Raw genomic sequence first — 13,040 nt, forward strand, 5'->3', positions numbered from 1 at the left:
TCCTAGGCACCCGCCGCGGCCGTCCCTGCCCTACGCGTCGAAGTGGGTGCGGACTTCCTCGCTGGTGAGGTGCCGGAGCACGTCCTCGGCGACTTCCCGGAGCTTTTGGTTCCGGTTGCTGGAGACCCTGGTGAGGATGGCCATGGCCTGGTCCTGGGAGCAGCGGTTCTGGGCCATGATCACGCCGCAGGCCAGATCGATGGAAGTGCGGTGTTCCATGGCCGACTGGAGATCTTCGGCCCGGGATTGGAAGGTTCCGAGCCGCACGGCCAGCCGGAGGGCGCGGCCGGCGAGGTCGGCGAATCCGGCCGCCTCCGCAATGATGTCGTCCGTGAACAGCCCGGTGTCCGCCCCGAAGAAGTTCAGGGCCGCGGCGGCGTCGTCGCCGATTTCCAGCGGAACGCCGAGCGTGCTGCGGCATCCGTTGGCGGCAAGTTGCCGCTGGTAGTCGGGCCAGCGGGGATCGGCGTCGACATCCGCCAGCAGGACCACGGACCTGGTCCGCAGCGCCTCGATGCAGGGGCCGTCACCGAGGGTTTGTTCGATGCGGTCCAGGGTGACCGCCCGCGCGCTGCTGCCCGCGACCGTCATGGTCCGCTTGCGGCGCTGCAGGGTCACGCCGCACTCAATCTCGGCGCCGGTCGTACGGCTCAGCGTGGCGGCCGAGAACTCCGCGAGGCGGCCCAGGAAGTCCTCGACGTTGTCGGTCCCCAAAAGCAGGTCCTGGAGGTGGCGGGCGGCGTCGACCCCGAGTGAGTTGTTGGCCATGCTCAAATGTACCGCGGAGGTCGGCACGGGTCGCGCTTAGACGTATCCGTCGACGATTGCCGCGGCGATCTCCCGGTACGCGCGCCGCGTTTCGGGGCGAAGCACATCAAGGGTGACGAGGTCGCCGTCGGCCACTCCGCGGTCGTGCGGAACCGCGATCAACTGGCGGCAGATGCCGGACAGGTGTTCTTCGATGGCGTCCTTGTCCACCCGGGTGGACACCTCGTCCTTGTCGGTGATGACCACGACGGCGTTGCGGGCCAGGTCTTCGTAGCCGTGGCTGGCCAGCCAGTGAAGCGTGCTGCGGGCCCGCTTGGCGCCGCTGACGGCATAGCCGGCCGCGATGATCAGGTTGTCCGCCGACTGCAGGATGCCGCTCATGGCATTGTGGGTCACGCCCGTGCCGCAGTCGATCAGCGCCACGGAGTAGTAGGCGGAGATGAGCTTGCGGATCCGCAGGTATTCCTCGGCCGTCAGCGAATCTGAGACCTCGGGGTCCTGCTCGCCGGCAATGAGGTGGAGCCTGCCGGCGTGGTGCATGTAGCGGGCCAGGGCGGTGAGGGAATCGACTGACTCGATGTTCCTGAGCAGGTCCGTGATGGTGCGCGGGCTCTGCTGCTGGTAGATCCCCTCGCCGAGGGCGCGCTCGACGAGATCGCCGGAATCGGGGTTGGCGTCGATGGCGCACGGAGGATCGCCGCGGAACTCGGCCAGGGTCAGTCCGACGCCGACCGTCGTGGAGGTCTTCCCGATGCCACCCTTGAGGCTCAGGACGGCCGTGTTGTAGCTGCCCTGGAGCTGCCGGGAGATGCGCCGGGCCAGTTCGTCTTCCTCACGCTGCCTGGCGCTCGGGCCAAGGTTCAGGCCGCCGCCGGTCAGGTTGTAGAGGGCACCGCGGAAACCGCCGACGGGCCGGGGCTTCTGCTCGCGGACAAAAAGACCCGGTGAGCTGATGAAGTCGGGCAGCGGGGCATCGGCCAAGGCCGCGGCTTTGCTGGCCGAACGGGTGGAACGGGTGGGCTGGGCGGGCACGGCAGGTGCGGCCTCGGGGGCAGGCGGCTTCAGCACGGGATCCTTGGACGGTTTGGCAGGCTGCGGGCGCGCCGGCGCGTCAGCGGCAGCGGCGGCCTCCGCCCAGGAACTGCTGGGGGCTGTTGGGCGCTGTTCGGCCTGGTTGCTCGAAATGATGGGCATGGTTCCTGTCCAGGCGTCGGAGTCGTCGCCGCGGCGGCGGTCTCTCCGACGCGGGAGTTGGGCCTGCTCTGCAGCTGTTTCAGCTTCAGCGAGGGCGTTGGCGGTCTTGTTTTCGACCGGTTCTGGCATGTTCGTTCCCCCCAGGGATCACAGCGCAGACCGCTGCAGTGCTCGATTGACATCGTTCAAGGAACAAGTCTAGGGGCAGTAATGAGCACACTTACCATTACCGCCCATTTCCCGGCCCTAGCGGTGGGCCCGCGTGTCCTGCAGGCGCTTGATGAACCAGCGCGACTGTTCGGGGCCGTACGGCAGGATCGGGATGGCCTTGGTGGCGTCGTCCGGGGTTTCCCGGGTGGCCTGGATCGCCTGCCGGACCGCGGTGGTCATGGTGTTGGCCATGGTCTTGACGAACTGGTCCGAGCACGGTTCGCCGTGGCCGGGAATCAGGAATTCGTAGCGGTGCCGCAGCGCGGAGAGGTGCCGGAGGGCGTCGGCCCAGTCTTCCGGGAATGAGTCCTCGAAGGACGGGTGGGAACCCTGTTCGACGAGGTCGCCGGCGAAGAGGGTGCTTGCCGTGCCGACCAGGAGGTCGCCGTCGGTGTGTCCGCGGCCCAGATAGAACAAGGTGGCGGTCTGCCCGCCAAGATCCACCAGGACCGGCTGGTCCTTCACGATGGCGTTGGGAACCACCAACTCAGCGTCGGAGCCCTGACCGGCCGCCATTTCGGGTTCCGCGGAGGCCACGAGCCGGCGCTGCTCGTCACCGTTCTCCTCGATTTCCGCGGCGCAGTTCTCGTGAGCCCAGAACTCCGTGACGCCCTCACTGGCGAAGACTGCGTTGCCGAAGAAGTGGTCAAAGTGGGCGTGCGTGTTGACCACGACGAGCGGCAGCCCGGTCTTTTCCCGCACGGCAGTCAGGATCTCGCGGCCCTGCCGGGGCCCGCCGCCGGTGTCGATCACCATGGCGCGTTCGGTGCCGACCACCAGACCCGTGTTGAGCAGGGAACCTTGAGTTGTCAGTACGTAGTTGTCCGGACCGACCTCGAGCCATCGTGACATTGAATCTCCGTATTTCCGACGCTTTTCCGGCATTGTTGGTCCAGCGTTGTTGGTGCTGTACAGGCCTCGATTCTACCCGCGCTGGCTGGCATTTCCCTTCAGGGCATGCCCGTCCCGTCCCTGTGGCGGGTATGCCCGGACCCCTCGTCGTGGCCCGCGCGGCGGTGTAGCCTGTGGGCTACTTCCCTCGATGAGCCAGGTGCTCCACCGAACGAATGGGGGTGGCTCCCGTTGAAATCCGGCACGTCCCTGGAGCGGATGGTGTTCTTCAGCGATGCCGTCTTCGCCATAGCCCTGACCCTCCTGGCCCTGGACCTGAAACTGCCTGAAGGAATTCCCGCGGACCAGGTGGACGACGCCCTGGTTGCTGCCCTGCCGCAGCTGCTGGCGTACGCCCTGTCCTTTGTCATCATCGCCAAGACGTGGATGTCCCACCACTCCGACTTTGCCCTCATCCGCCGCTTCAATGCGAACCTGGCCTGGCTGAATCTTGCCCTCTTGTTCTTCATCGCCATGCTGCCCGGTCCGACGTCGATCCTCAGCGACTACGGGGACGACCCCACCCCGTGGCCGAGCGTCCTGTACGCCGCCAACATTGCCGCTGTCTATTTGATGCTGGCGGCCATCTGGGGCTATGCGAAGCATGCGGGGCTCATGGACCGCGAGATGGCCGCCCACGTCCACCGCCGGATCTTTTATGCGCGGATTGCCGTGGCGCTGGTCTTCCTGCTCTCAATTCCCGCGGCGTTCGTCCTCAAGGCCTACACGCCGTTCGCGTGGCTGCTGCTCCTGCCGGCGTCGTGGCTGGCACAGTGGCTTTCGGCGCGGCAGGGGACGGCAGGGGCCGCACACGACTGATTGTGCGGCCCCTGTCCCCTCACCCGGGATGCAGATCCCCGGTTAAGCCTCACATGTCCGCGAGTGCCGACCCCGGGTTCTCGATCGCGTCCGCGACGTAGCGCAGGAAGCCGCCGGCCGCTCCGCCGTCGCACACCCGGTGGTCGAACGTGAGCGTCAGCTCGGTGACCTTGCGGACGGCGAGCTCGCCGTTGACCACCCAGGGCTTGTCGATGATCCGCCCGACGCCGAGGATCCCCACCTCGGGGTGGTTGATGATCGCGGCGGAACCGTCAACCCCGAACACGCCGTAGTTGTTCAGCGTGAACGTGCCGCTGCCCAGTTCCGCCGGGGTCGCTTTGCCCTCGCGCACGACGGCGGTGAGGCGGCGGATTTCGGCGTCCAGTTCGCGGGCGCTGAGCTTGTCCGCGTTCCGCACCGACGGCACCATCAGTCCGCGGTCGGTCTGTGCCGCGAACCCGAGGTTGACGCCGTCGAAGGCCACAATCTCCTGCATCGCCCCACCCGCGGCATCCTCCGTGGTCACGATCCGGGTGTTGAGCTCCGGGAACTTCTTGAGCCCGGCAGTAACAAACCGTGCGATGAAGGCCAGCAGGCCCGGGGTGTTGTGCGGGTCCGCCTTTTTCAGCGCGGCACGCATCTCCACCAGCGCAGTGGCGTCCACGTCCACCCACACCGTGGCTTCCGGGATCTCGGAGCGGCTGCGCGACATGTTTGCCGCGACGGCCTTCCGCACTCCCCGGACCGCCGTGCGTCCGGAAATGCCCAGACCGGTGCGCGCGTCGGTGCCGGAACCCGCGGCAGGCGCGGCAGACTCAGCAGCAGCCGGACGCTCAACCACCGGCGACGGCTTGATGATGGCCTCGACGTCGCGCCGCATGATGAGCCCGCTGGCCCCCGAGCCCTGGAGTTCCCCCAAATCAACCCCATGATCGCGCGCCATCCGGCGAACCAGCGGAGAAATAACGGCCCCCAGTTTCCCGGGAACCCGGGTGCGCAGCAGTACCAGGTCATCGGCAGCCTTCTCCTCAGCCGAAACCCCGGAAACCGGCTCGGCCCCCGTAGCCCGCTTAGGAGCCCGGGTCCGCCGGGCAACCCCATGCCCGCCCGGAGTCCCATAACCAATCAGGACATTGCCGGACCCGGCCTTCTCCTCCTCGCGATAAGCCTCAGCCGCAACAGCAGCAGGCGAAGAAACAGGAGCGGCGGCCGGTGTGCCAGCAGCGAAACCAGCCGGCGCGGATGATGCCGCCCCGGGAGTGGCATCGGGCCTTCCGGAGCCGGCAGCATCGTCCGCAGGACGAATGCTGTCCGGCGAAGGGGCGGGGGCGGCATCATCCGTGCCGGCCCCACCGACGGAAGCGCCGGAAACAGCAACACCAACCGGCATCACAGAGATCAGCGGCTTGCCGACGTCGAGCGTCTGGCCGGGTTCGCCGTGCAGCACGGCCACGGTGCCGGCGTACGGGGAGGGCACCTCCACCATGGACTTGGCGGTCTCCACCTCGGCGATCGGCTGGTCCACGCGGATCTCGTCGCCCACGGCCACGAGCCAGTTCACGAGCTCGGCTTCGGTGAGGCCTTCACCCAGGTCCGGCAGGAGGAATACTTTCGGTTCGCTCATGGTCAGTCTTCCCACTGGAGGTCGTCAACGGCGTCGAGGATGCGGTCCACGCCGGGCAGGTAGTAGTGCTCGAGCTTCGGCGCCGGGTAGGGCACGTCGAAGCCGGTGACGCGGCGGATCGGTGCGGCCAGGTGGTGGAAGCAGCGTTCCTGGACCCGGGCGACGATTTCCGAGGCCACGGACGCGAAGCCGTGGGCTTCGGCGATCACCACGGCGCGGCCGGTCTTGCGGACCGAGGCGCAGACGGTCTCATCATCGAACGGCACGATCGAGCGGACGTCGATCACTTCCAGCGAGCGTCCTTCCTCGGCGGCGGCGGCCGCTGCGGCGAGCGCCGTCGGAACGGACGGACCGTAGGCGATCAGCGTGGCGTCGGTGCCGGGGCGGGCGATGGCGGCCCGGCCCTCGGAGGACGTGCCGCGCTCGGTGTTCGCGGCGTGCTCGGCGCGCAGCGCGTCCAGGTCCACCTGGTCCTTGGACCAGTACAGCTTCTTGGGCTCCATGAACATGACGGGGTCATCGGAGTCGATGGCTTCGCGAAGCATCCGGTAGCCGTCGGCCACGGTGGCCGGGGTGAAGACCTTCAGACCGGCAGTGTGCGCGTAGTAGGCCTCGGACGAGTCGCAGTGGTGCTCCACTCCCCCGATGCCGCCGGCGTACGGGACCCGGATGACCATGGGCAGCTTCACGGCGCCCTTGGTGCGGTTGTGCATCTTGGCGACGTGGCTGACGATCTGTTCGAAGGCCGGGTACGCGAACGCGTCGAACTGCATTTCGATGACCGGGCGCATGCCGTTCATTGCCATGCCGACGGCCATGCCGACGATGCCGGATTCGGCCAGCGGGGTGTCGAAGCAGCGGCTCGTGCCGAAGGTCTTGGTGAGCCCGTCCGTGATGCGGAAGACGCCGCCGAGCATGCCGACGTCCTCGCCGAAGACCAGGACCGAGGGGTCCGCGTGCATGGCGTCCGCCATCGCGGTGTTCAGGGCCTTGGCCAGGGTGATGGTCTGCGGGCCGGCCTGCTCGGCCGCAACAGCAGCCTTGGCGGCGGCGCGGGCGGTCGCGGCGCTGACGTTGCCGTTCGCCTCGGAGGACGTGGTGATGGTGGGGCTCATTTCCCGGCCTCCCTAGAGGTGGATACAGCTGCGGTGGATGCGGCGTCGCGGGCCAGTTCGTCGGCGAGCATGGCGGACTGTTCTTTCAGCTGTGGTGTGGGGGTGGAGAAGACGTACTTGAAGAGATCCTGCGGTTCCACCGGGACCTCTTCGCTGAGGCCTTCGCGCAGCTGCGTGGCTACCGCCTCTGCCTTGTCGGCGATCACGGCGGCGCGGTCGTCGTCCAGCAGGCCGCGGTCCGTCAGGTAGGTCTGCATCCGGCTCAGCGGGTCCTTCGCCACCCATTCGGCGACTTCGCTGTCCTGCCGGTAGCGGGTGGCGTCATCGGCGTTGGTGTGCGCCTGCATCCGGTAGGTGTGCGCCTCCACCAGCAGCGGGCCGGAACCTTCCCGGGCGAGCTTGACGGCCCGGCCGAGGACGGCGAGCAGGGCCACGACGTCGTTGCCGTCCACGCGTTCGCCGGCCATGCCGTAGCCCACGGCCTTGTGGGCCAGGGAGGGCGCAACGGACTGGTGCGCCAGCGGCACGGAGATCGCGTACTGGTTGTTCTGGACGAAGAAGACCACTGGCAGGTGGAAGACGGCGGCGAAGTTCAGGGCCTCGTGGAAATCGCCTTCGCTCGTGGCGCCGTCGCCGCACATGGCCAGGACCACGGTGTCCTCGCCGCGCAGCTTGGCGGCGTGGGCAACGCCGACGCCGTGCAGCAGCTGGGTCGTCAGCGGGGTGCACTGGATGCCGACCTTGTTCTTGGCGGGGTCGTAACCGCCGTGCCAGTCGCCGCGGAAGAGCGTCATCGTCTGGACCGGATCCACGCCCCGGGCCATGACGGCCACGGAGTCGCGGTAGGTGGGGAACAACCAGTCACCCTCGGCAAGGCACAGTGCGGCGGCAACCTGGCACGCCTCCTGGCCGTGGCTCGAGGGGTAGACGGCCATGCGGCCCTGCCGGACCAGCGCGGAGTTCTGGTCATTGACGCGGCGGCCGATGACGAGCTGCTCGTAGGCGGCCATCAGTTCGGTCTCGCTGGGCAGGCTGTACTCGTGCCCCGGCTGGGTACCCTGTTCCGTGTGGGGATTCAGGGTTCCGTCCGGGCCCACCATCTGGATCTGGTGGCGTGCGGGCAGCATGTAGTCCTCAACGGTGATACCGAACTTGCTCACGGCATCACCGGCTGGATCTTGTTGCGCGGCCTGCTGCGCAGCTGGCTGCGCAGCGTGGTCTGCGGAGATCGTCATTGGTCCGTCCTTCTGTAGCCACTAATCTTTCCCAGTATGCCGCCAGCCGATGTTTCGTATCCAGCCCCACGGCAAATCGTGGAGATGTCCACAAATTTGCCCTAATCTGGAAGACAAATCGTAAGTGTGAGCTGGATTACCGGCGGGAGTCGTAGACGAATGGCAGAGCTCGAATCAGAGCAGGTGGCGGTGCCGCTGGACGATGTGGACCGGAACATCATCGCGGAGCTGACCCGGGACGGCCGGATGTCGGTGACACAGGTGGCCGAGAACGTCCACATTTCCCGCGCCCACGCCTACACCCGGATCGCCCGGCTCACGGGCGAAGGCGTCCTGACCAAGTTCACCGCCCTGGTGGATCCCATCAAAGCCGGGTTGAAGTCTTCTGCATACGTCACGCTGAAAGTGCGCCAGCATTCCTGGCGCGAGTTGCGCGAACTCCTGCGCGCGATCCCCGAGGTCCATCACATCGCTCTGGTCGGCGGGGACTTCGATGTCATCCTGCTGGTGCGCGCCGTGGACAACATCGACCTTCGCCGGGTGATCTTCGATCAGCTGCAGTCCATGCCCGGAGTCCTGGACACCCAGACGTTCCTGGTATTCGAGGACCTGGACACCCGCTAGCTGACGAACGCTTTCATCCAGGCCCGGAGCTCTTCGCCGAATTCCACCCGGTCGGCTGCGATCGAGATGACCGCCTTGAGGTAGCTCAGTTTGTCTCCGGTGTCGTACCGGCGGCCCCGGAAGACCACCCCGTAGACGCCTCCGCCCTCGCAGTCGGACACGGCAAGGGTCTGCAGCGCGTCGGTCAGCTGGATTTCGCCGCCGCGGCCGGGCGGAGTGTCCTCCAGGACATCGAAAATCTCCGGATGCAGGATGTACCGGCCGATCACGGCCAGGTTGGACGGGGCCTCGGCGGCGGCAGGCTTCTCCACGAGCCGGTTGACCCGCACATGGTCCTGGCCCGGCACAACCGAAACGTCGGCGCAGCCGTAGGCACTGATTTCCGCCGGATCCACCTCGATCAGGGCCACAACCGAGCCGCCGGTCCGGGCCTGGACATCCATCATGGCGGTCAGCAGCTCGTCCCGCTCGTCGATCAGGTCATCGCCCAGCAGGACGGCGAACGGTTCGTACCCGACATGCTGGCGGGCGCAGAGGACGGCATGACCGAGCCCCTTGGGGTCGCCCTGGCGCACGTAGTGCAGCGGGCCCAGGCGGGAAGCGTGGCGGACGGCCTCCAGCCTGTCGAAATCACCCTTGAGTTCGAGGGCGTGCTCCAGCGAGGGCTCGCGGTCAAAGTGGTCCTCCAGCGCCCGCTTCTGGCGCCCGGTCACCATGAGCAGATCCGTCAGCCCGGCCCGGACGGCTTCTTCCACCACGTACTGGATGGCCGGCTGGTCGACCACGGGCAGCATTTCCTTTGGCATCGCCTTAGTTGCCGGCAGGAACCGGGTTCCCAGTCCCGCCGCGGGTATGACAGCCTTATTTACAGATTTCCCCAGAGTCATAACCGAACATTACAAGCGGGTTCCGGAAATGAGAATGCTTCGAAGCAAAGACGAGTAGCCGGGAAATGCGTTTCCGGGTACCCCGACCGGGCCGGCCCTCAGCCCTTGAAAACCGGGCTGCGCTTCTCCTGGAAGGCCCGGAAACCCTCGGCGTAGTCCTCGCTCTTGCACAGCCGTGCCTGTTCTGCGTTTTCCTCTTCCATGGCCTCCCACAGCCCCAGCCGCTGGTCCCGGATGTGCGCGACGAGCTCCTTGCTGGCCCGGAACGCACCCGTGGCGCCGGTGGCAACGTCGGCCACGATGGCGCGGGTATTCTCAAGCAGTTCCGCCACGGGCATGGCCCGGCTGAACAGGCCCTGCGCCACGGCGTCGGCGCCGCTCATGAGCTCGGCGGTGTAGATCAGGTCCAGGGTCCGGTGCATGCCGAGGCGCTCGGTGAAATACCAGTGCCCGCCCGAATCGAGGGTGGCGCCGAGCTTGGCGAACGGTGAGCCGACCTTGGCATTCTCTGCCACGTAGACCACATCCGTGGCCAGCAGCAGCCCCAGCCCCACGCCGAGGCAGGCGCCCTGGGCGGCGGCGAACGTGGGCGCGGGGAAGGCGCTCATTTTCTTCAGCAGCGGCTGGACGAGCCCGCCGAGGTAGGCCTGCGCGTCATCGCTCTCCGGTGTAACGCCGGCAATGTCACGGCCGGCGCAAAAGGCCCGGCCTTCGCCGCGGAGCAGCAGCGCCCGGACGTCGCCGCGCGCGGCGGCGTCAGCGGCGTCGTCGTACGCCCGGGACAAATCCGCGAGTGCCTGCTCGTCGAGGGAGTTCAGCTTGTGCGGGGCGTCGAGTACGACCTCGGCGACGCCGTCGGCAATGGAGAGGGAGATCATGGGGCTCCTTGGATTTGAAAAGGCCTGGACGTCGAAAAACCTTAGACGTCGAAGTCGACCGTGACTTCCGGTGTGGTGGGGTGGGACTGGCAGGTCAGGACGTAGCCCTTGTCGAGTTCATCCTGCTCCAGGGCGTAGTTCTCGTCCATGGTGACGTTGCCGCTGACCACCTTGGCCCGGCAGGTGCCGCAGACGCCGCCGGCGCAGGCGAACGGCACATCGGGGCGGACCCGGAGGGCGGCGTTGAGGATGGACTCGCGGGCATGGGTGGGGCTGGCCACTTCGCCCTGCAGCCCGTCCAGCTTGAACGTGATCTTGTAGGTTTCCTTGGATTCGTCCGTGACCACGGGCCGGCCAATGTTGCCCTCGGGGCGCTCCGGCTTGCCGGAAGTGAACAGTTCGAAGCGGACATGCTCCGGGGCGACGCCGCGCGCGGCGAGGGTGTCCCGGCAGAGCTGGACGAGTTCGAACGGGCCGCAGAGGAACCATTCGTCGACGTCGTCGGCGTGGATCGCGGTGCCCAGCAGCGCCTGGAGCTTCTCGGCGTCGATCCTGCCGCTGAGCAGCGGCGCGATCCGCTGTTCACGCGAAAGGACGTGGTGCAAGGCCAGCCGGGCGGGGTATCTGTCCTTCAGGTCCGCGAGTTCTTCCAGGAACATCACGTCCATCGCGGCCTTGTTGGCGTAGACGAGGTCGAAGCGGGTTTCCGGGTGGGCCGCCAGCAGGGTGCGGGCAATGGCGATCACGGGAGTGATGCCGGAGCCCGCGGCAATCGCCACGAAAGAGCCGGGCTCGCCCGCCAACTCTTCCGGATGGTTCATGGAGTTCATGAGGTTCTGTTCCACGGACTTGCCGTCCCGGCCGTGCTTGGAGACAAAGGCTCCCATGGGGCTCATGACGTCGAGGACGTCGCCTGCCTTGAGTTCGGCATTGGCCCACGTGGAGAACAGGCCTCCGAGGTCTTTCTTGATGGCCACGCGGATTTCGCTGCTGCCGTCCGCGAAACTGCGCGGTTCGGCGCAGATCGAGTAGCTGCGGCGGATCTCGTGCGGCTGGCCGTCGGCGTCGGGCAGGGTGGTGCGCAGCGCGACGTACTGGCCCGGCAGGTAGTCGAACTGTCCGGCGAGCTCGGCCGGGACCCCGAACGTCACCTCGATGGCGTCGTCGGTGAGCCGGCGGACTTCGTCCACCGTCAGGGTGTGGAAGGACGCACGACGGCGGCCGGTGGCTGCGGCCGACTCCGCGGCGGTCTGGCGGACAACCTTCATGGAAGCACCTGTTCCTTACAAGACTTTGAAGTAGTCGAACGGTTCCTTGCAGTCCTGGCACACGTAGAGGGCCTTGCAGGAGGTGGAACCGAAGCGGGTGAGTTCTTTGGTGTTCAGGGATGAGCACTGGGGGCACTTGACGGCGAGCGAGAGCCGGACCGGGCCGGCGTGCCGGACTGCTTTTCCGTCAACAGCCGTCCGGCCGGACGGCGGGGCTATCCCGTACTGTTCCAGCTTGGCCTTGCCGTCGGCACTCATCCAGTCAGTGGTCCAGGCCGGCGAGAGGACTAGTTCGACCCGGACGCTCGGGTACCCGGCGAGGTGGAAAGCCGTGGTGAGGTCATCCCGGATGGCGTCCATGGCGGGGCAGCCGGAGTATGTCGGGGTGATGATGACCTGGACGGCGGGAACCATCCCGCCGTCGTCAGTGCTTGGTTCCGTCGAGACCTGGACATCGCGCAGGATGCCGAGGTCCGCGATGGTGAGGACCGGGATTTCGGGGTCGCACACGGTGGCAGCGACCGCCCAGGCCTTCTCCCGGGCAGTATTGCCCTTGGCGGCGTTGCGGCGCTCGGCGGTTTCCGGATCGGAGACAAACATTTCCATGGTCTCTACCAGCTGGCTCCGGGGTACTCGCGGGCGAGCACCTGCATCTCGGCGAGGATGTAGCCGAGGTGTTCGGAGTGCAGGCCGCGGCGGCCCCCGCCCGGTGATGGCTGGACGTTGGGGACCTCGAGCTCGGCTTCGGCCAGGATCTCGCCGGTGAGCCGGTCGAAGTCCTCGCGCAGGCTCGACGGCTGGGGCGCGGCGCCGGCTTCGCTGAGGCGTCCGGTGAGTTCGTCGTCGCGGAACAGCTCATCGACGAAGGGCCAGACGACTTTGAACGCCTGGATCATGCGCCGGCGCGATTCGTCCGTGCCGAGGGCCAGGCGCAGCACCCACTGGGCACTGTGGTCCCGGTGGTAGTCAACTTCCTTGACCGCCTTGGCGGCGATGCCGGCCAGGGTGGAGTCGGTGGAGGACGTCAGCCGGCGGTAGAGCTCGAACTGGTAGTAGCTGACCACGAACTGCCGGGCGATGGTGACGGCGAAGTCCCCGTTCGGCTGCTCGAAGAGCGCCGCGGAGCGGAACTCGTGCTCGCGGCGGAAGTAGGCGAGATCGTCTTCGCTGCGCCCGTCCAGGCCGCCGGCGTAGCTGAGGAAGGACCGGGCATGGCCCAGTTCGTCCAAGGCGATGTTGCCGAGGGCGACGTCCTCTTCGAGCTCCGGCGCGCGGGAGATCCAGTGACCCAGGCGCTGGGCCAGGATCAGTGCGTCGTCACCCAGGCGCAGGGCGAACTCGGCAGCGTCCTCGCTCGGCTTCGCAGAGCCGCGGTTGACGGCGAGGGCGATGTCTTCCGGACGGAGGGCGTTGCCAGGGGTGATGCGGGTGGCGCTCGCGGTGCCGTCACCGCTGGCGCCCGCACCGGATACGCCGACGGAGATGTCGCCGTGGCCGCTGTCGTGCATGTCTGTTTCGGGAGTGGTG

At 67.3% G+C, this 13,040-nt stretch carries 13 protein-coding genes; 2 read left to right on the plus strand and 11 right to left on the minus strand.

From position 1 onward, the window contains the following. Window positions 1–30: 30 nt before the first annotated feature. From AC1DBX_RS09630 to AC1DBX_RS09640, 3 genes are all read right to left on the minus strand, one after another. Window positions 31–768 (minus strand): GAF and ANTAR domain-containing protein, encoded by a 738-nt coding sequence (locus tag AC1DBX_RS09630; protein ID WP_028277729.1) that lies wholly within the window; start codon window positions 766–768, stop codon window positions 31–33. 36 nt (window positions 769–804) lie between these two features. Further along, complete coding sequence (locus tag AC1DBX_RS09635; protein WP_476855598.1) at window positions 805–2,091, minus strand: MinD/ParA family ATP-binding protein; 1,287 nt, start codon at window positions 2,089–2,091, stop codon at window positions 805–807. Window positions 2,092–2,208: 117 nt separating this feature from the next. Beyond that, window positions 2,209–3,024 (minus strand): MBL fold metallo-hydrolase, encoded by an 816-nt coding sequence (locus AC1DBX_RS09640; protein ID WP_476931635.1) that lies wholly within the window; start codon window positions 3,022–3,024, stop codon window positions 2,209–2,211. A 231-nt stretch (window positions 3,025–3,255) separates the two neighbouring features. On the opposite strand from AC1DBX_RS09640, the gene AC1DBX_RS09645 reads away from it, so the two are divergent. Further along, the gene (locus AC1DBX_RS09645) at window positions 3,256–3,882 is read left to right on the plus strand and encodes a TMEM175 family protein (protein ID WP_476931636.1); all 627 of its coding nucleotides are present in this window, start codon (window positions 3,256–3,258) and stop codon (window positions 3,880–3,882) included. 49 nt (window positions 3,883–3,931) lie between these two features. Here AC1DBX_RS09645 and AC1DBX_RS09650 read toward each other — a convergent pair whose 3' ends face one another. Genes AC1DBX_RS09650 through pdhA form a run of 3 tightly spaced genes read right to left on the minus strand, consistent with a single transcriptional unit; the run spans window position 3,932 to window position 7,856 of the window. Next, window positions 3,932–5,506, minus strand: a complete 1,575-nt coding sequence (locus AC1DBX_RS09650; protein WP_476931637.1) for a dihydrolipoamide acetyltransferase family protein — start codon at window positions 5,504–5,506, stop codon at window positions 3,932–3,934. Window positions 5,507–5,508: 2 nt separating this feature from the next. Continuing rightward, complete coding sequence (locus AC1DBX_RS09655) at window positions 5,509–6,621, minus strand: alpha-ketoacid dehydrogenase subunit beta (RefSeq protein ID WP_476931638.1); 1,113 nt, start codon at window positions 6,619–6,621, stop codon at window positions 5,509–5,511. Next, window positions 6,618–7,856 carry a pyruvate dehydrogenase (acetyl-transferring) E1 component subunit alpha gene (pdhA, locus tag AC1DBX_RS09660; protein WP_476931639.1) on the minus strand — a complete coding sequence of 413 codons (1,239 nt, stop codon included), beginning with the start codon at window positions 7,854–7,856 and terminating at the stop codon, window positions 6,618–6,620. The genes AC1DBX_RS09655 and pdhA overlap by 4 nt, the downstream gene beginning before the upstream one ends. 159 nt (window positions 7,857–8,015) lie before the next feature. Between pdhA and AC1DBX_RS09665 the strand changes: the two genes are divergently transcribed. Continuing rightward, window positions 8,016–8,480, plus strand: coding sequence for an Lrp/AsnC family transcriptional regulator (locus tag AC1DBX_RS09665; protein ID WP_026537452.1), 465 nt, complete (start codon window positions 8,016–8,018; stop codon window positions 8,478–8,480). Here AC1DBX_RS09665 and galU read toward each other — a convergent pair. The 5 genes from galU to paaC all read right to left on the minus strand — a co-directional run bounded on the left by galU (window position 8,477) and on the right by paaC (window position 13,021). Then, a complete protein-coding gene (gene galU, locus AC1DBX_RS09670) occupies window positions 8,477–9,367 on the minus strand; it encodes a UTP--glucose-1-phosphate uridylyltransferase GalU (RefSeq protein ID WP_476855591.1) in 891 nt (296 codons plus the stop codon). The genes AC1DBX_RS09665 and galU overlap by 4 nt on opposite strands. A 98-nt stretch (window positions 9,368–9,465) precedes the next feature. Next, window positions 9,466–10,245, minus strand: a complete 780-nt coding sequence (locus AC1DBX_RS09675) for an enoyl-CoA hydratase/isomerase family protein (RefSeq protein WP_476931640.1) — start codon at window positions 10,243–10,245, stop codon at window positions 9,466–9,468. 41 nt (window positions 10,246–10,286) lie between these two features. Continuing rightward, complete coding sequence (gene paaE / locus AC1DBX_RS09680) at window positions 10,287–11,513, minus strand: 1,2-phenylacetyl-CoA epoxidase subunit PaaE (RefSeq protein ID WP_476931641.1); 1,227 nt, start codon at window positions 11,511–11,513, stop codon at window positions 10,287–10,289. A 15-nt stretch (window positions 11,514–11,528) separates the two neighbouring features. Continuing rightward, on the minus strand, window positions 11,529–12,113 hold the full coding sequence (paaD, locus tag AC1DBX_RS09685; protein WP_476931695.1) for a 1,2-phenylacetyl-CoA epoxidase subunit PaaD: 585 nt from the start codon (window positions 12,111–12,113) through the stop codon (window positions 11,529–11,531). Window positions 12,114–12,124: 11 nt separating this feature from the next. Beyond that, window positions 12,125–13,021, minus strand: coding sequence for a 1,2-phenylacetyl-CoA epoxidase subunit PaaC (gene paaC / locus AC1DBX_RS09690; RefSeq protein WP_476887318.1), 897 nt, complete (start codon window positions 13,019–13,021; stop codon window positions 12,125–12,127). Window positions 13,022–13,040 lie beyond the last annotated feature (19 nt).

This window comes from Arthrobacter sp. 10N44_2 (assembly GCF_056394385.1).